The sequence below is a fragment of the Borreliella afzelii genome, assembly GCF_014202295.1.
In the GTDB taxonomy this organism is placed as follows: Bacteria; Spirochaetota; Spirochaetia; order Borreliales; family Borreliaceae; genus Borreliella; species Borreliella afzelii.
The window spans coordinates 45,174-68,239 of the sequence record NZ_JACHGM010000002.1 but is presented as its reverse complement, the minus strand read 5'-3'; the positions used below and the strand labels follow the sequence as shown (position 1 = coordinate 68,239).

21 protein-coding genes are annotated in these 23,066 nt (G+C 28.4%); 10 read left to right on the top strand and 11 right to left on the bottom strand.

The window, feature by feature from the left end:
• The first annotated feature begins 2 nt into the window (after nt 1-2).
• From HNP63_RS02505 to mgsA, 4 genes are all read left to right on the top strand, one after another.
• Nucleotides 3-1,145 (top strand): MinD/ParA family protein, encoded by a 1,143-nt coding sequence (locus tag HNP63_RS02505; RefSeq protein ID WP_004790727.1) that lies wholly within the window; start codon nt 3-5, stop codon nt 1,143-1,145.
• Nucleotides 1,145-2,116, top strand: a complete 972-nt coding sequence (gene lgt / locus HNP63_RS02500; RefSeq protein ID WP_011600977.1) for a prolipoprotein diacylglyceryl transferase — start codon at nt 1,145-1,147, stop codon at nt 2,114-2,116. Before HNP63_RS02505 ends, lgt begins: the two co-directional genes overlap by 1 nt.
• A gap of 34 nt (nt 2,117-2,150) precedes the next feature.
• Complete coding sequence (locus HNP63_RS02495) at nt 2,151-4,163, top strand: EAL domain-containing protein (protein WP_004790514.1); 2,013 nt, start codon at nt 2,151-2,153, stop codon at nt 4,161-4,163.
• A gap of 95 nt (nt 4,164-4,258) precedes the next feature.
• The gene (gene mgsA, locus HNP63_RS02490) at nt 4,259-4,642 is read left to right on the top strand and encodes a methylglyoxal synthase (protein WP_183227129.1); all 384 of its coding nucleotides are present in this window, start codon (nt 4,259-4,261) and stop codon (nt 4,640-4,642) included.
• Between the two features lie 42 nt (nt 4,643-4,684).
• Here mgsA and p22 read toward each other — a convergent pair whose 3' ends face one another.
• A complete protein-coding gene (p22, locus tag HNP63_RS02485; protein ID WP_004790579.1) occupies nt 4,685-5,272 on the bottom strand; it encodes a lipoprotein P22 in 588 nt (195 codons plus the stop codon).
• 136 nt (nt 5,273-5,408) lie between these two features.
• On the opposite strand from p22, the gene HNP63_RS02480 reads away from it, so the two are divergent.
• A complete protein-coding gene (locus tag HNP63_RS02480) occupies nt 5,409-6,785 on the top strand; it encodes an aminopeptidase (protein ID WP_073999135.1) in 1,377 nt (458 codons plus the stop codon).
• A gap of 7 nt (nt 6,786-6,792) precedes the next feature.
• Nucleotides 6,793-7,071 carry a PTS sugar transporter subunit IIB gene (locus HNP63_RS02475; protein ID WP_004790310.1) on the top strand — a complete coding sequence of 93 codons (279 nt, stop codon included), beginning with the start codon at nt 6,793-6,795 and terminating at the stop codon, nt 7,069-7,071.
• Between the two features lie 21 nt (nt 7,072-7,092).
• Here the strand turns inward: HNP63_RS02475 and HNP63_RS02470 are convergent, their stop codons facing one another.
• The 6 genes from HNP63_RS02470 to HNP63_RS02445 are packed head-to-tail and all read right to left on the bottom strand — an operon-like array spanning nt 7,093 to nt 15,298.
• On the bottom strand, nt 7,093-8,151 hold the full coding sequence (locus HNP63_RS02470; protein WP_015055517.1) for an NAD(P)H-dependent glycerol-3-phosphate dehydrogenase: 1,059 nt from the start codon (nt 8,149-8,151) through the stop codon (nt 7,093-7,095).
• A 17-nt stretch (nt 8,152-8,168) separates the two neighbouring features.
• Nucleotides 8,169-10,466 (bottom strand): AAA family ATPase, encoded by a 2,298-nt coding sequence (locus HNP63_RS02465; protein ID WP_011600983.1) that lies wholly within the window; start codon nt 10,464-10,466, stop codon nt 8,169-8,171.
• Between the two features lie 10 nt (nt 10,467-10,476).
• The gene (gene tyrS, locus HNP63_RS02460; RefSeq protein ID WP_011600984.1) at nt 10,477-11,694 is read right to left on the bottom strand and encodes a tyrosine--tRNA ligase; all 1,218 of its coding nucleotides are present in this window, start codon (nt 11,692-11,694) and stop codon (nt 10,477-10,479) included.
• A complete protein-coding gene (locus HNP63_RS02455; protein ID WP_048830580.1) occupies nt 11,691-13,028 on the bottom strand; it encodes a glycine--tRNA ligase in 1,338 nt (445 codons plus the stop codon). Before HNP63_RS02455 ends, tyrS begins: the two co-directional genes overlap by 4 nt.
• Before the next feature lie 17 nt (nt 13,029-13,045).
• Nucleotides 13,046-14,518 (bottom strand): glutamate--tRNA ligase, encoded by a 1,473-nt coding sequence (gene gltX / locus HNP63_RS02450; protein WP_183227127.1) that lies wholly within the window; start codon nt 14,516-14,518, stop codon nt 13,046-13,048.
• 12 nt (nt 14,519-14,530) lie between these two features.
• On the bottom strand, nt 14,531-15,298 hold the full coding sequence (locus tag HNP63_RS02445) for a hypothetical protein (protein WP_011600987.1): 768 nt from the start codon (nt 15,296-15,298) through the stop codon (nt 14,531-14,533).
• A gap of 129 nt (nt 15,299-15,427) precedes the next feature.
• Here HNP63_RS02445 and pdeB point away from each other — a divergent pair, with 129 nt between their 5' ends.
• The 4 genes from pdeB to HNP63_RS02425 are packed head-to-tail and all read left to right on the top strand — an operon-like array spanning nt 15,428 to nt 18,944.
• The gene (gene pdeB, locus HNP63_RS02440) at nt 15,428-16,564 is read left to right on the top strand and encodes a cyclic di-GMP phosphodiesterase PdeB (RefSeq protein WP_004790679.1); all 1,137 of its coding nucleotides are present in this window, start codon (nt 15,428-15,430) and stop codon (nt 16,562-16,564) included.
• Nucleotides 16,565-16,585: 21 nt separating this feature from the next.
• Nucleotides 16,586-17,299 carry a 5'-methylthioadenosine/adenosylhomocysteine nucleosidase gene (locus HNP63_RS02435; protein ID WP_004790250.1) on the top strand — a complete coding sequence of 238 codons (714 nt, stop codon included), beginning with the start codon at nt 16,586-16,588 and terminating at the stop codon, nt 17,297-17,299.
• On the top strand, nt 17,296-18,474 hold the full coding sequence (gene metK, locus HNP63_RS02430) for a methionine adenosyltransferase (RefSeq protein WP_004790245.1): 1,179 nt from the start codon (nt 17,296-17,298) through the stop codon (nt 18,472-18,474). Before HNP63_RS02435 ends, metK begins: the two co-directional genes overlap by 4 nt.
• On the top strand, nt 18,471-18,944 hold the full coding sequence (locus tag HNP63_RS02425; protein WP_004790298.1) for an S-ribosylhomocysteine lyase: 474 nt from the start codon (nt 18,471-18,473) through the stop codon (nt 18,942-18,944). The genes metK and HNP63_RS02425 overlap by 4 nt, the downstream gene beginning before the upstream one ends.
• A gap of 10 nt (nt 18,945-18,954) precedes the next feature.
• Here the strand turns inward: HNP63_RS02425 and HNP63_RS02420 are convergent, their stop codons facing one another.
• From HNP63_RS02420 to HNP63_RS02405, 4 genes are read right to left on the bottom strand one after another with little or no spacing between them, the layout of a single operon-like run.
• A complete protein-coding gene (locus tag HNP63_RS02420; protein WP_004790403.1) occupies nt 18,955-19,617 on the bottom strand; it encodes a hypothetical protein in 663 nt (220 codons plus the stop codon).
• Nucleotides 19,618-19,643: 26 nt separating this feature from the next.
• Entirely contained in the window at nt 19,644-20,063 is a 420-nt protein-coding gene (locus tag HNP63_RS02415; protein WP_004790597.1) for an HIT family protein, read from the bottom strand.
• Between the two features lie 48 nt (nt 20,064-20,111).
• Nucleotides 20,112-21,476 carry a magnesium transporter gene (gene mgtE / locus HNP63_RS02410; protein ID WP_004790652.1) on the bottom strand — a complete coding sequence of 455 codons (1,365 nt, stop codon included), beginning with the start codon at nt 21,474-21,476 and terminating at the stop codon, nt 20,112-20,114.
• 53 nt (nt 21,477-21,529) lie between these two features.
• On the bottom strand, nt 21,530-22,954 hold the full coding sequence (locus tag HNP63_RS02405) for an MGH1-like glycoside hydrolase domain-containing protein (protein WP_004790337.1): 1,425 nt from the start codon (nt 22,952-22,954) through the stop codon (nt 21,530-21,532).
• Nucleotides 22,955-23,066 lie beyond the last annotated feature (112 nt).

Sequence of the window (23,066 nt, the reverse complement as noted above, 5' to 3'; positions counted from 1 at the left end):
GCTTGATTATTATTCCTGTAGCCAGCGGTAAGGGGGGAGTTGGCAAATCTCTTTTATCGGTAAACATAGCAATTTGCCTGGCAAATGAAGGAAAAAGTGTCTTGCTTATTGATCTTGACCTTGGAGCATCTAATTTGCATTCAATGTTAAACATTACGCCCAAAAAAAGTATCGGCACATTTTTAAAAACAAACATTAATTTCTCAGATATTATTATTAACTCTGGAATTAAAAATCTAAACTTCATTGCAGGAGATTCTGACATCCCAGAACTTGCTAATATAGCTGTTTCTCAAAAAAAAACTATAATAAGAAATTTAAAATCTTTAAAATATGATTACTTGGTGATTGATCTTGGCGCAGGAACAACTTTTAACATTATAGACTTTTTTTTAATGTCAAAAAGAGGAATAATAGTAACAACACCAACAGTAACAGCTACAATGAATGCATATTTATTTCTTAAAAATATAATATTTAGACTGTTATCAAGCGTGTTTAAAAAAGGAACAAAAGGAAATGAAATTCTCAGCACAATAAAACAAAATTCAATTGATCTTCAAAGGGTATATATACCTAATTTGCTGTTAAAGCTAGAAAACGAAGATCCTGAAAATTACTCTAAATTTAATAAATTGTTTAAAACAATTTGTCCTTTTATAATATTTAATATGCTCAAAACCCCCAATGACATTGAAAAAACCGAAAAAATAATAAAATCAGCGAAAAACTATTTAAGCATAAATTTACAAAGTATTGGAGCAATCTATAAAGATGAAATGGTTGATCAAGCTTTAAACAGCAAAATCCCTATCACTATCTACAAGCCCACAAGCTCAACTTCTAAAAGTATAAAAAAAATTGCAAAAAAATTGATCGAAATTGAAGATTTAACAAATGATGCTGAGCTTTTAAACGAAGAAGATTTAAATGAAAGTTATGATTTTGTACTAAGAGAAGCTCAAGAAGAATATATTGGAAAAATTGAATACCTTGAATCGTTGATAAAAAACAAAACAATAGACAGCAGCGAAATTATTGATATAATAAAATCTCAGAAAAGAGAAATCGAAACCTTAAAAAAGCAAAATATGTTATTTAAAAAAAAGCTTTTTGAAAAGCTTAAAAAGGCTAAGGAGGTCTAATGCCAAATTATATAAATTACCCAAGTTGGTTGCATCCTGAAGTGATTCAAGGTATACCAATTACATGGTATAGCCTATCTTACATTTTTATTATACTAATCTCTTATAAATTTATTTGGTATCAAATACAATCAGACAGAATTGATATCAAAAAAGAAGATTATGAAACATTTATGTTCTCACTTGTACTTGGAGCAATTTTAGGAGGCAGATTGGCATCTACCTTAGTTTACGACAAATCAGGGATTTATTATTCTCATCCTTGGTTAATCCTTTTACCATTTGACCAAGATTGGAATTTTACAGGCTTTAGAGGTATGGCCATTCATGGCGGTTTTTTAGGCGCAATAATTGCACCTCTAATCACAATAAATACAAAACTTAAAAATACGAATGTTCAAAAATATTTTCTAAAACTAACAGACTATGGATCAATAGCTTTTTCTTCTGGCTATATGCTTGGAAGACTTGCTAATTTCGCAAATGCAGAGCTTTATGGAAGAGTGATGAAAGGGGGAATAATATTCCCTAATGCAGAACCATTTGACACAAATATACCAGGTGTAAAAGAATTTGCATCATCCGTAGGGATTGAAATTTTGCCTCATGACCTGCTAATAAATCTTCCAAGAGTACCTTCTCAACTTATTGAAGGATTTTTCGAAGGACCTGTAACTTTCATGTTACTATGGTTTTTGTTTAGAAAAATCAAAAAATATGATGGATTTATTTTTGGTGTATACATAATGCTTTACGCTTTTTTCAGATTCTTTATTGAATATTTAAGAGAACCAGACAAAGAACTTGGATTTATAATAAACTACAAGCCAATTAAAAGTCTGTCCGATTTTTCTTTTTTAAACATATCAATGGGACAAATTCTCTCACTAGCACTAATGCTCTCAGGTTTGATTTGGATAATAGTCACCAAAAAAATATCAGATAAAAAAACAAAATCAATACTAACTTGACATACAAAAATTAAAATAAGAGCAAACCAATAAAATGAAAGGGGTTAATAATTTTCAAAATATAAATTCTGTTGTAATCTCTAAAAAAGAAATTGATGTTGGAGATCTTATAAAACTTAAATCTATTTTTAACTTAGTTCAAATCGTAAAATCTGAAAAAGCTTTATACAGCGAATATGTAAAGCAAAATAATATTAAATTTGCCATTATTTATAATTATGAAAACCCAATAGATTTTTCAATAAACGTTGCAAATGAATTAAAAAATACAAACAAAATCCATTCCATTATAATTAGCAATGAAGAATTTGATAAGGAATATTTAAAACTTAATCACATAGAAATAATAAAAGATATAAGCGAATTAGAATATAAGCGAAACTTAATACACCAAAAAAAACTCTTTTGTGACAATCAAAACACAACTTTGGACTTCTTCTTAAATTTATCAGAACTTATCAAAGAAATAGTAATCATCACAAACACCAAAAATGAAATTATTTATATCAATGAAAAAGGTAGTAAAAATCTTAATCTTCCAATGAAAACCTCTGGAAATACAATCAAAGTAACTGACATAGATATTAGAGATTGGGAAAAGTTAAAAAAAATAGATTTAAGTTACCATACAAATTCTATTCCTGAATTTAAAAATATATTAATAACCAATTGTCTTTTAACTTTGAAAAATAATAAAAAACTATATGTAGATGTATTTATTAGCACAATCGATCAAAATAATATTGACAAATTAATAACAATCAAAGAAATACCAAACTTTAATGAAATAGAAAACTATAAATATCTAGAAATTATTGGTTCACAAGACGAGATACAAAATGCCAAAGAAATTGAAAAATTACTAGTAAACCATATGGATATTTACAAAAAAAAAAGAATATATTTACTTAATTTAGACCTATCCCTAACAACAGAATATGAATATAAAGAGGATAGAGAAAAGCTTAATGTAAAAATACTTAAAATAATGTATTTAAAAATAATGTCATTATACTCTGAATATATTTTTAAGCTAAAAAATAACAATTTAATAGTAATTATATGTACAAGTGGTGATGAAAATCAAATAATCTCAATTGCCCAAAAAATCAAAAAAACAATTGTGCTAGCATTAAGAAAAGAAGGTATTATTATATTTGAATTCAATATCGGAATAATAGAAGTAAATTTAAGAGAAAATTTGGAATTCAAAATCCCTAAATTAATGATGGCTACAAAAATATCATCGGAATATAAAGACTCTAATCCCATTATATACAAAGAAGAACTACCAGAAGCAGTGATCTTAAAAAATCAAAACAAAATCTTTCAATATATACTCAAAGCAATAAAAAATGATTTTTTTACTCTTTATTATCAAAAAATAAATCCTCTTAAAAAGAACTTAAAGCCTAAAATAGAAATCTTGACAAGACTTTTTGACCACATGGGTAAACCAATTCCAAACGATCAAATTTTTAGCTTAATAGACAAATATAATTTAACTGTTGAGGTTGATAAATTAGTGGTTAAAAAGGCTTTAAGAGAATATAAAAGCTTTGTATCAAAAAATGGAATTCACGTTTTCTCAATCAACATATCTCCTTATTCACTAAAATCCCAAAACTTTCGAATCTTTTTAAGAGATACTTTACTCAAAAGCCAAATCCCACTTCAAAATATATGCTTAGAAATTACAGAAACTGGAATCCTTGAAAATTTTGAGATAATAAATAAATATTTTCAAGAATTAAAAAGTTTTGGGATCAAACTAGCACTTGATGATTTTGGAAGCGGACATACATCACTCTCATATATTAAAACACTGCCAATAGACTTGCTTAAAATAGATGGGTCTTTCATAAAAGCAATAAACTCCAGTGAAATAGATTTTGTAATAATAAAATCTATTAAAAAAATAGCAGATACAAAAAATATAAAAATTATTGCCGAATTTGTATATAATGAAGAAATATTAAAAAAAATAAATGAACTAGAAATAGACTATGGACAAGGATTTTTATGGCACAAACCAGAACCAATATAAATTCTAAAAGACATCAAAGTCTAAAAATTTAGCCATTAGTATATTTTATTAAATTTCAATAAAAAGTATTCTACATTGAAAAAGGAATAAAATTGATGGAAAAAAAAATAGCATTAATTGCGCATGATAAAAAAAAGGATGATTTGGTAAATTTTGTCAAACAAAACCATCTCTTCTTATCCAAATTCAAGCTTATTGCAACAGGAACAACAGGATCCAGAATCCAACAAGCTACCAATCTTACGGTTGTTAAATATAAATCGGGCCCTATGGGGGGAGATCAGCAAATTGGAGCTGAAGTGGCTGAAGGAAATGTCTTAGCCATATTCTTCTTTAGAGATCCACTAACAAGCCAGCCTCACGAACCAGATGTATCAGCTCTTATTAGGCTTTGTGATGTACATAAAATACCGCTTGCAACTAACGTAAAAACAGCAGAAATTTTAATAAAAGGACTTGAGAGTTTGATTTTAAGATAGGCTTTAATTTAAAATTAAAGCCTAAAAAATCAAAAATACAAATTAATTCATTATTATAGGTGAAATTTTTTCAATACCGTCAATAATATAATTAACAGATTCAAGATAAGTCTTGGCATCTGAATTATTCTCATCAACTGTAATTTCTAATTTTGAATTTTTAATATTAAGATCTTTAAAAGTGCCAATAAGATCGCTTTTAGCACCATGTAAATTACTATTTATAATCTTTTTAAAATCAGAGGTAATGCCAACAAAAATAAACGCTTCTTTTCCAGAGATACTAATTGGAGCTTCTCCTGCATAAATATTGTCATAAAGATAAACTATCAACTTTGCACCCTCTTTTGAAGGTATTGTTTCAAAGTATCCATCTTTTTCAGAAAAATAAAAAACCTTTATATTTTCCCCTAAACTTTTTCTATCATTTTTTGAATGAACTACTCCCATAGCATGAAAAACATGCCCAATAGTATGTTCATCTATTTTAGAAGCATCATCGATTTTCGAAGAGTTATTCTCTTGCTCCTCAACATATTCATTTGAGCTATCTTTTGAGGTACACGCAATTATTAAAAATAATACAAACCCTATTATTAAATAGTTTTTTAAAAAACCAATTTTATACATAAAAATTCTCCCTTAGATTTATTCATAATATTAAATTCATAATATTAAAATTAAAGGTAAGTTTACAATAAATAATTTATTTTGTACACACTTTAAAAACAATTAAAATGTTAAAATAAAAGAGGAGGTCTTATAAATGAAAAAGCAAAATCCATGGATATCTTTAAGCGAAGAAGAAAAAAATCAAATTTTCAATTTTTCCGAAAATTACAAAAAATTTATAAGTAAATTTAAAACAGAAAGAGAAGTTGCATCCTATGCCCTAGATAAAGCAAAAAAAAAGGGATTTCTTAACGCTGAAGAGAAAAAAAATTTAATGCCGGGCGATAAAATTTTTTATACCTGTAGAGAAAAAACTGTTGCTTTTGCTATTATTGGCAAAAATCCTATTGAAAATGGAATGAACTTAATTGTCTCTCACACAGATTCACCAAGACTTGATGCAAAACCTTCGCCAATCTCTGAAGAAAACGAACTTGTATTTCTTAAAACTAACTATTATGGGGGAATAAAAAAGTATCAGTGGTTATCTACGCCCCTTTCAATAAGAGGTGTGATATTCTTAAAAAATGGAGAAAAGGTTGAAATTAATATTGGTGATAATGAAAACGATCCTGTATTTGTAATTCCTGACATTTTGCCCCATCTTGATAGAAAAATACAAAGGAATAAAAAATCAGATGAAATTATTGAAGGGGAAAATCTAAAAATTTTAATTGGAAGCCTTCCAATCGAAACAAAAGAAAAAAATAAAGTTAAACTAGCAACTCTACAATTAATAAAAGAAAAATATAAAATAGAAGAAGAAGATTTTGTATCATCAGAAATTGAAATAGTACCCGCAGGAACAGCAAAAGACGTTGGATTTGACAAAGCTTTAATTGGTGCTTATGGACAAGATGACAAAATATGCGTCTACACTTCACTAGAATCCATATTTGATCTTGAAGAGATTCCAAACAAAACAGCTATTTGCTTTCTTGTGGATAAAGAAGAAATTGGTTCAACAGGTTCAACTGGATTAGACTCAAGATATCTTGAATATTTTGTTTCTGATATGATCTTTAAAATTAAAAAATCAGAATACAATAATCTTCACGTCCAAAAAGCTTTATGGAATTCAAAAAGCATTTCTGCTGATGTTTGTGCAGCAATAAACCCACTATTTAGCTCAGTTCATGACGAACAAAATGCTCCCAAACTTGGCTATGGTATACCCATAATGAAATACACAGGACATGGTGGAAAAAGCATGGCCAGCGATGCTGATGCTGAGCTTGTTTCTTATATTAGGCAATTATTAAATAAAAACAATATAGCCTGGCAAGTAGCAACACTTGGAAAAGTAGAAGAAGGGGGAGGAGGAACTGTTGCTAAATTCTTAGCTGGCTATGGAATAAGAACAATAGATATGGGACCAGCTGTTATAAGCATGCATTCTCCAATGGAAATAACTTCCAAATTTGATTTATACAATGCTTACTTGGCATACAAAGCTTTCTACAAAGAATAAAATTGCTATGATAGATTTAGAAAAAACAAATAAAATCAAAGTAGCAGAGCATATTGTAGAATGCTTTGGAGGAATCAAAAATATTAAAAATATAAAAAAAGACATTACAAGAATAAAAATTTTAGTAGATAGTAATTCTTTAGTCAAAAGAGACGATTTAACAAAAAATGACAACATAATAGGAACTATTAAATCTAATGAACTTACAGAAATTGTAATGAATTTTGAAATAATCGAAGATGTTTATAATAAAATTTTATATATGATGAATGATCAAAAACAATAAAGCCTCTGCAGAGGCTTTATTTTATTTTCTAATACCCCTCATATACTCAATAACAGATTCAGCCCCCAACTCTTTATTCAAAATTTTATATATAACACTTAACAAACTATTAGAATTGAGATCACGATTTAATTCTTTTAAAAGGGAAAAAATCAATTTAGCAGCCAAAACTCCTTCTGGCAAATATCCGATTTTTTCAATATTATTTATCAAATCATCTATACTAAAAAAGCTTTCTAAAATGCTTTTGCTAACAATTTCATTGCCAAACCGTCTATTTCTTCCAAATATGCTTCTACAAGTAACATCTAAATCACCAGAACCAGACAAAAATAAAAATGTTTCAATATTTCTTCCCCCAAGCTCAATTGCAATATCCTTTATATCATTTAAAGATATTGAAAATAAAAATGATTCTGTATTATTCCCTATTAAATTAGGATAATTCAATTTATATGCATCTAAAATTCCAAATGCAATTGCAAACACATTTTTTAACGCTGCTGCTATTTGCACCCCAAAAACATCATTGCTATAAAACAAAGAAATTGGGGTTTGAGCAAATAAATTAATAAACAAATATGCATTTTCTCTGTTATTGCTAGCCGCAACAAGTCCTGTTATAACACCAAGTCCAACTTCCTCAGCATGGCTTGGACCAACAATATAAGTAATTTCGTCTTTATACCCTTTCATAACTCTCTCAGCAGCTTCAATAACTGTCTGAGTTTTTCCATTAAAAGTAATAAACCCTTTTGTAAGTATTGCTAATTTTGGCTTTATCTTTAAAGAATTAAAAAATTGATCCAATTTTTTCAAAATATCAACAGTAAAAAGAGAAGGCGTTACAATGAAAATATAATCAGACATCGATACAACTTCAAACAAATCTGAACTTGCAACCAAATTTTTTGGCAATTTAATTCCTTTTAAATATTTAGCATTAACATTATCATTATTAATACCATTCTTAACATCTTCTTCAAAAGACCATAAAAAAATATTAAAATCAAATTTATCTGCCAAAGACTTTGCAATAGCTGTTCCCCAAGCACCCGCTCCTATTACTGATATTTTCATAAATACTCCCTATAACCTTATAAAAACTCATATTTTATTATTGTTTTATCTAAATAGATTTTTATTTTACCAGAATTTTCAATTTTCTTAAAAAGAATTTCATCTATTAAAAGCTTTCCCACTTCTTTGAATATAAACTTTTTAACACTTTTTAATCCATAACCTTTTCCAGAAATCTTTTCCCGAATATAATCAACAACACTTTTTTCAAAAAAAACATCAAATTTTCTATCTCTTAACATTCTAGCAAAACGATTAAGCTCATTAAAAATGATTTTTTCAAAATCTAACTCATCAATAGATTTAAATACAAACACATAATCTATTAACTCTAAAAATTCATTGGGGAATCTCTTCTCTAAGATAAGATCAAAATCATTTTCCCCTGCCATTTTATTTTTAAAGCCAATACTATTAAGCTCATTACTCTCAGCATTGACACTTATTACTATTAAACTTTCTGACAAGCTCACCTTTTTCCCAAGACCATCAAAAAGCTTGCCAGTTCTAAACCCCTCTAAAAAAAAATCTAAAACCCTTTTATTACATTTATCAAAATCTGATAGGAAAATAATAGAATTAGAAGATTTGTTTAAAAATTTGAAAAATCTAGTAGATTCATAATACCCATCATTACTTAAAACAGGGCCAATCAATCTATCAAGAGAAGTAAAATCACTATACTCGCCCATATTAAGATTAAATTTCGGAATTTTAAACTCTTCTGATAAAATATCCGTCAATTTGCATTTTTCCGCTCCAGAAGCACCAATAAAAGCAAATATGCCAATAGTACTTCTATTGGCAAGTAAATTGAATTTTAATAATTTTATATTTAATATCAAATCAAATACTAAACTATCATGTATAATGAATTCTTTTTTTATTCTATTTTCCAAATTAATTAACAATTCGCTATTATACTCTTCAAAATTAAAAATATTAGAGCCAACAATAGACTTAATCAGATCACAAACATCATCTTTTGTTATGATCCTTTTTATGTTTTCAAGCTTAAACTTAGAACCCAGTTCATCTAAAATATCAAAAGCTTTGTCTGGAAGAAATCTATCTTTAATATATTTTTGAGACATGGCAATGCAAGCTTGTATTGCCTCATCCGTATATTCCACATTATGATGTCTCTCATAATCTTTTTTAATCTCCTGCAAAATATTATAGGTATCCTCAAAATTGGGCTCTTTAAGCTCTATGCTCTGAAACCTTCTCATTAAAGCCTTATCTTTTGCAAAAAATTTTCTATATTCATATTCTGTAGTAGCTCCAATAAATTTGATTTTTCCTAAAGTAAGAATAGGCTTTAATAAATTAGAAATATCCATACTGCCAAATGAAGTAGCTCCTGCCCCTACTATCATATGGATCTCATCAATAAAAAGCATAACTTTTTTTCTTGAGTTTAAAAAATCTAAAACCCTGTTCATTCTACTCTCAAGATCTCCCCTATATTTAGTACCCGAAATAAGCCTACCAATATCAAGAGAATAGATTTCATATCCTATTAAATCCTTTGGAACATTCTCTGTTTTTATTTTATATGCAAGACCTTGGATTAATACTGTTTTTCCAACACCAGGTTCTCCAAATAGAATAGGATTACTTTTATGCTTTCTAAGTATTACCTGAATTAAACGAGATAATTCTTGCTTCCTGCCAATTAAAGGATTTTGCTTTAAATCTAAAGCATCAATAACGTTTGTTAAAAAATTACCAATAGAGTCTTTATTTTCTAAAAAAATATTATTTTGATCTGGCTTATCACGATTATCATCAAAAATATGAAAGCCTCCTTTACTTTTTGGCGAATTATTATGAATATATTCTCCAATTAATTCACTGCCATAACCTGAATCGGATTTAGTATTTACAGCCAAATAATCATGAACTTCAATGAGTTTGTCAAAAATAGTCAAATTAAAACCTGAGTTAAGCAACGCATCTAAAATGCTATTTTTTCTTTTTTTGACAAGTACCCACAATAAATCCTTTTCTTGTATTTTATAAGGTTTTTTATAAAAAAAAAGAGTACTGATTATATCGTCATACAAATAATCTATGCTAGAAACATAATCTGGGATATAATTGTTTCTTAAGGGAAGTTTGCCAAAAAATTCTTCTAGATGTTTATTAAGTTTATAAAAGTCAATTGTACACAAGTCAAGCAGTTCTTTAACTTTATCACTTTTAATCAACCCATAAAAAATATGCTCTTCTGTAAAAACAAGATGCTTAGACTCCATGAAAAACAAAAACGTGTTAAAAAACAAACAATTTAAAGCTCTTCTGTCATACATTCAAAATCAACTATAAAACAATTCGTAAAAATTTTTTTTTACCTACTCTTAATTCAATTTCATTGTTATTAAAATCCTTTCTAGTAAGACAATGGTTCTGATTTTCCACCCTTTTACCATTGATATACACCCCTCCGGAATCAATCAATCTTCTGCCTTCTGACTTGCTAGGCACAATCTTTGAATCTAGCATTAAATTAATCAATAATACCTCTTCTTCTAAGTTAGAAAAGCTAAATTTAAAAAATGGAATATTACTTCTATCTCCGCTCCCCCTAAATGCAGCAAAGGATGCCTCTTGAACTTTCAAAGCCTCTGCTTCTCCATGAACAATTTTAGTTATCTCAAAAGCTAAAATCTCTTTGGCTTTATTTAAAGAATTGCCTTTAAAATTTGAAATTAATTCAATCTCATCTTCTTCTAAAAAAGTAAAAAGGTATAAAAAAGTTTTCACATCAGAATCTGAAGTATTTCTAAAATATTGATAAAAATCATAAATACTGTAAAGACTAGAATCAAGATAAACAGCGCCTTTTTCTGATTTACCCATCTTTTTTCCATCACTTCTTGTAATTAGTGGAAATGTAAGCCCAAAAGTTTCTACTCCGGCTTTTTTTCTAATCAAGTCAATACCTGAGATAATATTCCCCCATTGATCATCACCACCAATTTGAAGTCGACAATTTCTAATTTTATTAAGCATATAATAATCATAAGACTGCAAAAGCTGATAGTTAAATTCAATAAATGAAAGTCCAAAATCTAGCCTTTTTTTATAAGTTTCAAAACTTAACATACGATTAACAGAAAAATGGATACCAATATCTCTTAAAAATTCAATATAATTGAGATTATCTAACCAATTTGAATTATGAATAAAACATTTTGAACTAAACTTCGTTATTCTTTGAAGTTGATTTTTTATCGAAAAAGCATTATTGCTAATCTCTTCTAAAGATAAAATCTTTCTCATCTCACTTTTTCCAGAAGGATCGCCTATTTTTGTTGTAGAATCTCCAATCAAAACAATTGGTATGTGACCATGTTGTCTAAGATGCATCATCGCTAAAAAAGGAATCAAATGACCAATATGAAGAGAACTAGATGTTGCATCAACTCCTGCATAAAAAACTATTTTTTCTCTATCCATTAGATCACTTAAAACTTTTAAAGATGTACATTGCTTTAAAAATCCGCGCTTATGTAAAAGATTTAACGCAAGATTCATTTATTAACATCCTCTTTATAATTTAAAATCTCTGTTTTAATGTATGAATATAAATCATTAATAAAAATTCTCTTCTGAGTCATATTATTTCTTTCTCTAACAGTAACTGTTTCGTCCTCAATAGTATTATAGTCTACTGTTACACAATAAGGAGTTCCTATTTCATCTTGACGTCTATACCTTTTGCCTATTGTTCCACTATCATCGTAAAATATATGAAAATCATCACAAAGCTCCACATAAATCCTTCTAGCAACCTCAACAAGCTCAACTTTTTTAACAAGAGGAAATATAGCAATCTTGTAAGGAGCCAACTTAGGGTGTAATCGCAAAACAATACGCTTATCTCCATCTGAAAGTTCCTCCTCAGAATAAGCATCACAAAGGGTCATTAAAACAGACCTTGTAAGCCCCGCAGAAGTTTCAATAACATAAGGAACATATCTCTCTTTTGTTAACAAATCATGATACTCAAATACCTTAGAATTGTTAGAAAATTTAGAATGCTGAGTTAAATCATAATTACCCCTGTTGTGAATACCTTCTACTTCCTGAAATCCAAACGGAAATTCATACTCAATATCAAATGCAGATTTTGCATAATGAGCAAGCTCTGTTGAATTATGAGCTTTCAATCTTAATCTATCGGGCCTAATTTTAAGGGTTTCTATAAAAAAATTCATTCTATTTTGCTGCCAATAACAAAACCATTCATCTATTTGCTTGGGATGAACAAAAAACTGCATCTCCATTTGCTCAAACTCACATGTTCTAAATATAAAATTTTTAGCAACTATCTCATTTCTAAACGCTTTACCTACCTGAGCAATTCCAAAAGGAATCTTAAGTCTTGAAGAATCCAAAACATTTCTAAAATTAACAAAAATTCCTTGTGCTGTCTCTGGTCTCAAATAAATCTCACTAGAACTGTCCTCTACCACTCCAATATGGGTCTTAAACATTAAATTAAAATTTCTCGGAGAAGTAAAATTATTCCCAACTTTACAATTTGGACAATTTTTTGACAAATCAACAAAATCAGCTCTAAATCTACTCTTACAATCTTTGCAATCAACCATAGAATCTGAAAAACCATCAATATGTCCAGATGCTTTCCAAATTTCAGACCGCATAAAAATAGCACTGTCTAAACCCACAATATTTTCATGCAAGTATACCATGCTCTTCCACCACTCTCTTTTTATATTTTCTTTAAGCTCAATTCCCAAAGGACCATAATCCCATACTCCAGAAAGACCTCCGTAAACCTCTGAGGACTGAAATACAAAACCTTTTCTTTTTGCAAGAGAAATAATATCTTCCATTCTAACCATAAAAACATCCTTAATAACTATTCATTTATTCTTAAAAATTCCTGTGCCAATTTTATTCTTTCAAAAACTTTAGATTTACCTATCAATTTTAAAGAATCAAAAAGTGGTGGAGAGACTTTGCTGCCAAGCACTGCAATTCTAATGGGAAGAAGAATTTCTCCCAATTTAAAACCATTATTCTTAGCAAAATCATAAAAAATTTTATCATTCTCCTCTGACGATCTTTTTTCAAATCCTTCTAAAATAGGTTTTATTAATTCTAAAATAGAACAAACTTCTTTGGCTGTTTTTTTTCTACCTAAAAACTCATCTAAATTCCAAGATTTAATGTCCTCATAAAAAAATTTAGTCATACTTAAAGCATCACTTAATTTTTTAATCCTACTCTTTATAAGAGGAACTAATAATTTTAATTTTTGACTCTCTTCTAAAGTATTAGGCTTAGAAACATACCCTTTTTTTTGGAAAAAAGGAAGTAAAAGATTAAATAAATCTTCATCTTTTTTTTCTCTAATATAATAGCTATTGAAAAAATCCAACTTATGATAATCAAAAATTGCAGGAGATTTATTAATCTTCTCAATTGAAAAAAATTTCTCAAGGTCACTTTTTGAAAAAAATTCTCTCTTATCATCATAAGACCAACCAAGTAAAGTAATATAATTAATAATAGCTTCTGGAAGATATCCATCTTCAATAAACTGCCTTAAAGCTGTTGATCCATGTCTTTTGCTTAATTTTTGACCATCATTTCCCATAACCATTGGAAGATGGCAATAAATAGGCGGATTCCATTTAAAAGCCTTATAAAGAAGTGTGTGCAATGGACCTGAAGAAACCCATTCTTGAGCCCTTAATACATGGGTAATTTTCATTAAATAATCATCAACAACATTCGCAAGATGATAAGTCGGCAGTCCATCTGACTTGAGAATTACAGGATCAGGACTAATGTCTTTATTAGACCATGTAATCTTTCCAAGCAAAACATCATCAAAGCTAGTATCTCCTTCTAAAGGAATTTTAAATCTGACAACAGGCTTAATTTTTTTAATTAGCACATTCTCAATTTCCTCATCACTTAAATTTCTACAATGCCTATCATATCCGGGTGGCATCTTATTAATATTTTGAATTTTCTTAATCCTTTCCAACCTTTCAGGACTACAATAACAATAATAAGCGTGCCCAGATTCAATTAAATACTCAGCATATCGCTTATATATTGCACTTCTTTGAGACTGAACATAAGGTGCATAATCACCCCCTACAACAGGACCCTCATCAAAAGAAATACCAAGCCATTTAAGACTTGAATAAAGATCATTTTCAGCTTCTGAAAAATATCTGCTCTGATCTGTATCCTCAATTCTAAGTAAAAATTTACCCCCACAAGACTTTGCAAAAAAATAATTAAACAAAGCTGTTCTAATCCCCCCAATATGTTGCAAACCTGTTGGAGAAGGCGCATAACGAACTCTTATACCCAAAACACAACTCCTTCAATAAAAAACATCTTTTTTAGAAAAATCATAAATATAATAAAAAACAACAAAAAATAAATTCGAACTAAGTAGCCTTGTATGCTTAGAATCTATTCTATTTTTAAATTTATAATATCGATTTCTAATCTCAGTTTTTCTGCTTTCAAGTAAATCAAAAGATGTTTTCGATTTTCGCAATAAATAATAAAAATAAAGAGTAAAAATATCATTTTTTAAAAAAAACTTATCTAGAAAATTTACCAACTCCTTTAACTTTAAATACTCTTCAAATGACAACATACTAAGAGCCTCACAATATTTCACCCATTTGTTTCTACTGCACTTGTAATTTAAAATTAAACTAGAAGCCTTTTCTTTCTCTCTAAAGCTAATAAGAACAGAATAAAGTTCTATTATTGTCTTATGCCTTAATCTATTGTCTTTCAAATAAAGATAAAGCTCATCAAGACTTTTTTTATCTTGTTTTATTAAAATAAACCTGAGAAGAATAGATATTTCAAAAACACTTTTAAGCTTTTTACGAACCATTTTAAGCTTTAAAAAAGTAAATGTATCTTCCATCCCATTTAAAATAAAATACAATCTTGAAGAAAAATATTGGGAATAAATAACATTAAAAACAACCACTAGTAAAAAATAAATTACAATAAATTGGTAATTAAATAAAATAAAGCTTAATTTCATTTGAAATCTTAAAATTGTCAGAAAATAAATAAATAATCCAAGAAATATAATATTAAAGCCTAAACGTATTTTTTCTACCATAAAAATCTCTTTAAAAAAAGCTTAATTCAAAAATTGATATATATATAATAGATACATTATACTAATAGATAGACAATTAATAAATAATATGATATACATGGTTAATAGAGCTTAATTCCAAGGAAATAAATGCAAAATTTTGAAAGCATTATCAAAAATATAAAAAATTCATCATATTTAATAGACAAGGAATTCTTAGTTTGGCCTGAAAATGCATTTATTGGAGAGAAAAACATTGAGCTTATTGAAAAATGGAAATTAAAATCATACCTTAAAGAGAGAACAAATTTTTTCAGCGATGATTCTGTCAAAAGAGAATATGAAGAAATACATAAAAAATTCAACGAAGAGGCTATTTCTAGTTATCATGTAATAATAAGCAATTTAGAAGAAATTTATGAAAATTGCAAAAGAAATAAAAAAATATATTACCAAGATATTATGCCTACTGTAAAAAAAGTAATAGAATTCTACAAAAAACAGAAAAAAATTTTCATCAAATATTTTAGAATTCCTAAGCTTTCTGCAAACTATCACATTATTCATTCAGTAAACACAGCTATCTTAACAGTAGCCCTTGGTAATGAAATGGGACTAAATAACTACAAAACAGTAGAACTTTGTAGTATTGCTCTTTTACATAAAATAGGATTTCTATTTATCCCATCAAAAATCAGCGAAAAAAAAGAGGCATTAACTGACGAAGAACTAGAAATAATTAAAAAATATCCCATAATAAGCTATAAAGTAGCTTCAACAAGTAATTTGTCACGATCAATATGTTTAACACTTTTAACACATAAAGAAAATCTAGACGGGACAGGTTATCCTAAAGGACTAACAAGTGAAAACATTAGCATAGAATCAAATATAATAGGCGCTGCCAGCGCTTATTCTGCTATCATTTTAGATAAGGCATACAAAAAATCTTTTAATTCTGGGGCATCTATTATTGAATTGATTAAAGATGCTGACAAAAAATTTGACAAAAGGGTTTTAAAGTTAATAATCAATGCAATATCTTCTTGCCCTTTAGACTTTATTGTAGAGCTAAATGACAATTCTATAGCCAAAATAGTAGATATAGATGATTCTAGCCCAAATCTCCCATACATAAACTATATAATAAAAAATGGAAAAGTTGTAGATAAAAATGAACCTAGCGTTCAGTCTATACCAAACACAAACACAGGAATAAAAAAAATACTCAATCAAGATGAAATAGAACTAATTAAAAATAAACATTTTTTAACAGATAGTATATAAACACTTTAAAAGGAGAAAAGCATGATTTTGATCATATCAGCTATGCAAGAAGAATCAGAAGAAATAAATAAAATGATTGATGACAAAGAAGAAGTTATATTAAACGACTACTTAGAAAATAAAAAATTTTATAAAGGAAAAATTTTGGGAAAAGATGTAATATCTTTAACTACAGGAATTGGAAAAGTTAACGCAGCAACTTGGAGTAATCAAATTATATCTAAATATAAAATCACTCATATAATAAACTCTGGAAGTTCTGGCGGAATAAAAGAAAACTCTAACCTTAAAATATCAGATATCATAGTATCCTCACAAGCAGCATACTATGACTTTGACTTAACCAAGTTTGGACACAAAATAGGACAAGTTCCTAATTTGCCACAAAAGTTTAAAGCAGATGAAGAGCTATTGAAAAAAGTAGTCAATATTATTGACAACAAACTTTTAAACATTGATATCCATATTGGCTTAATACTAACAGGAGATCAATTTGTTGACAATGAAAAAAATCTTGAAGCAATTAAAAAAAATTTCAAAGATGCTTTAGCTGTAGATATGGAAGGAGCTGCAATAGCTCAAGTAGCACACATGTTTAAAATACCATTTATAATAATTCGTTCAATTTCTGATTTACCAAACAATAAAGATAACCATATAGACTTTAATAAATTTTTAAAAACATCATCAATAAATTCAAGCAAAATGACAAAGGAACTTATTAGGCTAATATGAATAAAATAATAGCAGCTAACCAAACTTTAACTTCTGAGGCTGTATCTGAAGGACATCCAGATAAAATTGCAGATCAAATCTCTGATGCCATCCTTGATGAAATGTTAAAAGTAGATAAAAATGCAAAAGTGGCTTGCGAAGTCATAATTGCACAAAATTTAGTAGTAATAGCAGGGGAAATAAATAGTCCCGTAAAAAAAAACATAGATATAAAAGAAATTGCTAAAAACATCATTAAAGATATAGGCTATACAAATATTGATTATGGGCTTGATTATAAAACAATAACGGTAATAGACGCCGTTGGCAATCAATCGCGTGACATCATAAACGCAATTGAAAAAGAAGGGTCTAATACCCTTGGGGCAGGTGATCAAGGAATAATATTTGGATATGCTTGCGATGACACAAAAAATTTTTTACCTGCTCCTTATGAGCTCGCTAATTCAATTCTAAAAAAAGCTAGCAATCTTAGAAAATCAGGAGCAATAGAATGGTTGCGACCCGACTCAAAATCTCAAGTTACTATGGAATACGATAAAAACAGAAGACCTATAAAAATAAAAAATATTGTGGTCTCTCACCAACACCATCCAAATATCTCTCAAAAACTAATGCGACAAACAATAATTGAAGAAATTATTAAGCCTACCATTCAAGACAAATCAATACTTGATGAAAATACTACTTATTGTATTAATCCTTCTGGAAATTTTGTAATTGGAGGACCTACCGGAGACACGGGTCTTACAGGAAGAAAAATTATTGCTGACAGTTATGGAGGATTCGCAAGACACGGAGGAGGAGCATACAGCGGAAAAGATGCTACAAAAGTAGATAGATCAGCTGCCTACATGGCAAGATATATAGCAAAAAATATGGTAGCAGCCGGTATTTCTAAAGAATTTGAACTACAACTTGCATATGCAATTGGAATTGAAAACCCAATATCTATTCAAATAACTGCAGGAATAAATGATCCTAAATATGCAAGCAAAATATTAAATTTCATTGTCAATAACTTTGATTTAACTCCCAACGGTATAATTGAAAAATTAAAACTAAAACAACCCATATATCTTAAAACTTGTACTTATGGCCATTTTGGAAAAAATGAATTTGAATGGGAAAAATTAGATTTTGTAAAAAAAATACAAACGGTGCTAAAAAAATGAAAAAAATAACAAGCTTTACAATAGATCATACAAAATTAAACCCTGGTATATATGTCTCAAGAAAAGATACCTTTGAAAATGTAATATTTACCACAATAGACATTAGAATCAAAGCTCCCAACATCGAACCAATAATTGAAAACGCAGCAATACATACAATTGAGCACATAGGAGCCACTTTGCTTAGAAATAATGAAGTTTGGGCTGAAAAAATAGTATATTTTGGTCCCATGGGATGCAGAACTGGTTTTTACTTAATAATTTTTGGGAACTATGAAAGCAAAGATCTTATTGATCTAATATCCTGGCTTTTTTCCGAAATTGTAAATTTTTCAGAACCTATTCCAGGCGCAAGCCATAAAGAATGCGGAAATTACAAAGAACATAACCTTGATATGGCTAAATATGAATCTTCTAAATACTTGCAAATATTAAACAATATTAAAGAAGAAAATTTAAAATATCCCTAGCTCATAAAATTTACAAAATAGAAAGTATCTCACTGTCATTTGTTGTTGCTACGTCAAGCTGAAAAATAAAACCTAAGGTTATTTTATGCATTTGATTTAAAAGTAAAAGTTTGTTATAAAAAATTGGAGAAATTGCATATTCCAAAAAAATAAAATCTATATTAATTCTAGCTCCAATGTCTACTCCCAAAACAACATTGTTAAGTGCTACCCAATCACTTGAATCTCCAAAATAAATTTTAGCATCAATATATGAAAATTTTAAACCTGCAAACAAGATTAAACTAAACATTGGGGTATAGGGCAAAAAGAAATAATTGCCATACATTCTTATTGATACTGAAACATCTTTTAATATGAAATAATTTAGAGAATGTTTCAAATATGCCTGATCATCCAACATAAACACAATCTCTTTAGCATAAGGAGTATCACTTGGCAAAAATTTAATATCTAAATTAAATTCTCCACCAAGTGCAAAATTTTGAGAAACATTAACGCCAAGTCCGCTGAAAAATTGATACTTAAGTCTTTCATAGAAGAATAAATCTCGAGTAAAGTTGTCAACACCAACTCCAACTCCATTGTATACATTAAGATACCCGGGAATTCCTGAATAAATCCTTAATATATTAAACATAAAAACAAAAAAGAAAAAAAAGCTTCTTCTCATAAAGAATCCTTTTGGACAAAATAAAATTAAATATTCATACTTATTTGCATAGACAACTCTTTAAATTTATTAACTTCAAGATTAAGTTTATTGCCTCTCTTAAAACCAAAACCATCATTTTTAAATCTTGGAATCACATGAAAATGGGTATGAAAAACTTCTTGCCCTGCACCAGCTCCCAAAGAAGAATAAATATTTACTCCTACACAAATGCTTGAATTTATTTTTTTTAAAGCATTCGAAATTTTTTTACATACTCCTAAAACTCTATCATTAAATTTATCATCCATATTTAATAAATTCTCACTATGTTCTTTAGGGATAACAAGAGTATGCCCAACAGTTAAAGGATTAATATCCAAAAATGCTAAAACTAAATCGTCCTCATAAACTTTATAACTAGGAAGCTCTTTGTTTACTATTTTACAAAAAATGCAATCATACATTAAAAATGTCCTATTATAAAAAAATAACAATTAATATATTAAATAAAATCAAACAGCATAACTAACTAAAACCCATTTTGCTATATTAAAATAAGCTATCAAAGTAATAGCATCTGCAATAGTAGTGATTAAAGGGCCTGCCATAAGTGCTGGGTCCAACTTGAAAATTTTAGCAACAATAGGTAAAAGACCCCCTAATATCTTTGCTACAGTCAAGCTTACCATTAAACAAGCTGAAACTACAAACGCTATTTTCAGCTTATCAACATGCTGTGGTGCTACAAAAAATACAATTCTTAAAAAATTAACACTAGCAAGAATTACTCCCACTAAAATACTAACACATATTTCCTTTAAAAAAACTTTAAAAAAATCTTTTACCTTGACAGTACCAAGAGCAAGCTCACGAATTATTAACGCAGATGCCTGAGAACCAGCATTGCCTGAAGTATCCATCAAAAGGGGAATAAAACTAGCTAAAACCACTAAAGACACCATTAAATTTTGATAATTTGAAATGATTGTTGCTGTAAAAGTAGAAGATATCATAAGAACCAAAAGCCAAATTATCCTATTTTTTGTCATAACCAAAATAGAAGTATCAAGATAAGATGTATCTAGAGGTTTAACAGCCGCAATCATTTGAAAATCTTCAGTATTTACAGATTGAATAACTTCTAAAATATCATCGATAATAATAACCCCTATCATTCTCCCTTCATTATCAACAACAGGAACACTAGTAATATCATATTTTTGAAAAAGAAGTGCAACATCCTCTTTCCCATCATTGACCCCCACAATATAAAACCCACTACTTCTCATTATTGATGACAGAATAACATCATCTTTGGCTAATATTAAATCCTCAATTTTTATAACTCCTTTTAAATGCTTTTCATAATCTGTAATATAATAAGTGTAAATATCTTCTTTAGTTTTAGCTACCTTTCGAATATGGTCAAGAGCTTGACCAACGGTGAAATCTTCTTTAAGTTCAACATATTCAATTGTTACGATCGAACCTGCAGAATCATCATTGTAAGACAAAAATTTATTAATAATTTCTCTATTCTCTTCTGTAGAGCTTGCTAAAAATCTCTGAACAACATTTGCAGGAACCTCTTCTAAAAGATCGATAACGTCATCAAGATTTAACTCATCAATCATTTCACTTATTTCTTTATTTGTAAAAGAATTTGCTAATTTGTTTTTTGTAGATTGGTCAAAATTAGAAAAAGTCTCAACTGCTATTTTTTTAGGCAAAAATCTGTAGAGTAAAATCAATTCAGATCCATTAAGTCTTTTAAGAGCCTCAGCAATATCAAAGGAATCGTGCTTTAAAAATTTTTCTTTGATTTTAGAATAACTCTTCTCTTTAAGAAAAATTCTCAATTCATCAATATCTATCATTAAAAGGCCTCCAAAAATTTAAATTTTACAAGACATTTAATGAATCCAATTCATCAAAGCTTATCTAACAACATAGAACATCTTCCTGAAGGGATAGGAAGGGTTTTTTCTTTTTTATTCAATATATTTATTGTAAAATAATAAAGTTTTTCAGATTCCATTTTTATTTCCCAACCTCTTTTCCCTTTGTTACAAATTATTGTAGTTTGATTCTTTTTAAGAGATAAGCTTTCTATCCCCATAATCTCAAGAGTAGGTATGTTCCAATATACAGTTTTATCAGGCAAACTAATTGTAAGCCCTATAATATTCTCTATCATTAAGCTAATGCTAAAAAGAGCAAGATAACAAATAAGATCTTTCTCCGTATAAGTTTTTTTATTAGAATCAAAATATGCAGGCCCTTCTTGCATAGGCTTATAAGCTTCCCAAATATGCCCTTTGATTTTATTAAACGGCATTAAAGTATCTAATATATAATATAAATGTCTTATGGTAAATTCTCTTGCAATATTTGCACGACCACAATATTCAAGGCCTTTGATCACAAAAAAATTCATATAAGTATAAACCGAACCATAATATCCATTGCCATCCTCACTAAAACCCGGCTCACTAACAGAAAGCGTTGGAAAAGGATTTGGAGTCCCAAAATGCTTAGTACTTTTTAAATAAAAAATCATCCTTTCTATTCTATCCTCACTAGGAATCTCTGAAAGCATCGGGAAAAACCCTACTAATGTCTTTATTTCAAGAATATTTTCATTCTCATCAAGATCATAATAAAACCCATCTTTTTCACTCCACATTAAAGAATTAATTTTAGCCTTAAGAGAAAAAAACCGTTTTTTGTATTCAAGTGATAAATTTTTATCATTTAAAATGTCTGCTAATTTAGAAATACAATATGCACTATGAACTTGCAATGAATTAAAATCTATAGGATAGTACGCATCTGCTCTTGGAGAATTTTTATAAAAAATTTTATTTACATTAATTGAATAAAGACCATTTTCCTTTAAAAATTTGCTCTCTATCCACTTATAATACTTATCAAGAATTGGCAAAACTTCAGAAATTCTCTTTTTATTTCCCGTTTTATGATATAAATTATATTCAGCCCATGCAAAAATAGGAAATCCAATATTCTCCTCATTCTCATCAAGATCAATAATAGCATTATTATTATCATATCTGGCTCTAATTGCACCAGATTCTTCCTGTAATTGGTAAAATTTATCAATTGCAGATGTAGATGAATATTCCCCATTACTATAGACAAGAAAAAAGCTTGACATACAAGCTTGCATCTGATCTATATAATTGCAATTCTCTGAATAATAATTTTTATCTTTTTTACCCTTATCAGCAACTTTTTGTAAAATAACCTTATCTTGAATCCAAGATAAACTTTTATTATAAATATCAATAAAGTCTTGATCATAATAGTAAATTTTGGGAAACATTTTTTTATTCAATGCTAAATCCTCTAAAACAATAAAAATGTACTTCTATTTATTATAACACAATAAATATAACATAATTAAAAAATTAAAAACTAGAAAATTAAAATCTTTTTATTTTGAAAAG

What these genes read in the sequence shown, in the direction of transcription:
- lgt (WP_011600977.1), top strand. Translation starts at nt 1,145, where the DNA reads ATGCCAAATTATATAAATTACCCAAGTTGGTTGCATCCTGAAGTGATT.
- HNP63_RS02495 (WP_004790514.1), top strand. Translation starts at nt 2,151, where the DNA reads ATGAAAGGGGTTAATAATTTTCAAAATATAAATTCTGTTGTAATCTCT.
- mgsA (WP_183227129.1), top strand. Translation starts at nt 4,259, where the DNA reads ATGGAAAAAAAAATAGCATTAATTGCGCATGATAAAAAAAAGGATGAT.
- p22 (WP_004790579.1), bottom strand. Translation starts at nt 5,272, where the DNA reads ATGTATAAAATTGGTTTTTTAAAAAACTATTTAATAATAGGGTTTGTA.
- HNP63_RS02480 (WP_073999135.1), top strand. Translation starts at nt 5,409, where the DNA reads ATGAAAAAGCAAAATCCATGGATATCTTTAAGCGAAGAAGAAAAAAAT.
- HNP63_RS02475 (WP_004790310.1), top strand. Translation starts at nt 6,793, where the DNA reads ATGATAGATTTAGAAAAAACAAATAAAATCAAAGTAGCAGAGCATATT.
- HNP63_RS02470 (WP_015055517.1), bottom strand. Translation starts at nt 8,151, where the DNA reads ATGAAAATATCAGTAATAGGAGCGGGTGCTTGGGGAACAGCTATTGCA.
- HNP63_RS02465 (WP_011600983.1), bottom strand. Translation starts at nt 10,466, where the DNA reads ATGTATGACAGAAGAGCTTTAAATTGTTTGTTTTTTAACACGTTTTTG.
- tyrS (WP_011600984.1), bottom strand. Translation starts at nt 11,694, where the DNA reads ATGAATCTTGCGTTAAATCTTTTACATAAGCGCGGATTTTTAAAGCAA.
- HNP63_RS02455 (WP_048830580.1), bottom strand. Translation starts at nt 13,028, where the DNA reads ATGGTTAGAATGGAAGATATTATTTCTCTTGCAAAAAGAAAAGGTTTT.
- HNP63_RS02445 (WP_011600987.1), bottom strand. Translation starts at nt 15,298, where the DNA reads ATGGTAGAAAAAATACGTTTAGGCTTTAATATTATATTTCTTGGATTA.
- pdeB (WP_004790679.1), top strand. Translation starts at nt 15,428, where the DNA reads ATGCAAAATTTTGAAAGCATTATCAAAAATATAAAAAATTCATCATAT.
- HNP63_RS02435 (WP_004790250.1), top strand. Translation starts at nt 16,586, where the DNA reads ATGATTTTGATCATATCAGCTATGCAAGAAGAATCAGAAGAAATAAAT.
- metK (WP_004790245.1), top strand. Translation starts at nt 17,296, where the DNA reads ATGAATAAAATAATAGCAGCTAACCAAACTTTAACTTCTGAGGCTGTA.
- HNP63_RS02425 (WP_004790298.1), top strand. Translation starts at nt 18,471, where the DNA reads ATGAAAAAAATAACAAGCTTTACAATAGATCATACAAAATTAAACCCT.
- HNP63_RS02420 (WP_004790403.1), bottom strand. Translation starts at nt 19,617, where the DNA reads ATGAGAAGAAGCTTTTTTTTCTTTTTTGTTTTTATGTTTAATATATTA.
- HNP63_RS02415 (WP_004790597.1), bottom strand. Translation starts at nt 20,063, where the DNA reads ATGTATGATTGCATTTTTTGTAAAATAGTAAACAAAGAGCTTCCTAGT.
- mgtE (WP_004790652.1), bottom strand. Translation starts at nt 21,476, where the DNA reads ATGATAGATATTGATGAATTGAGAATTTTTCTTAAAGAGAAGAGTTAT.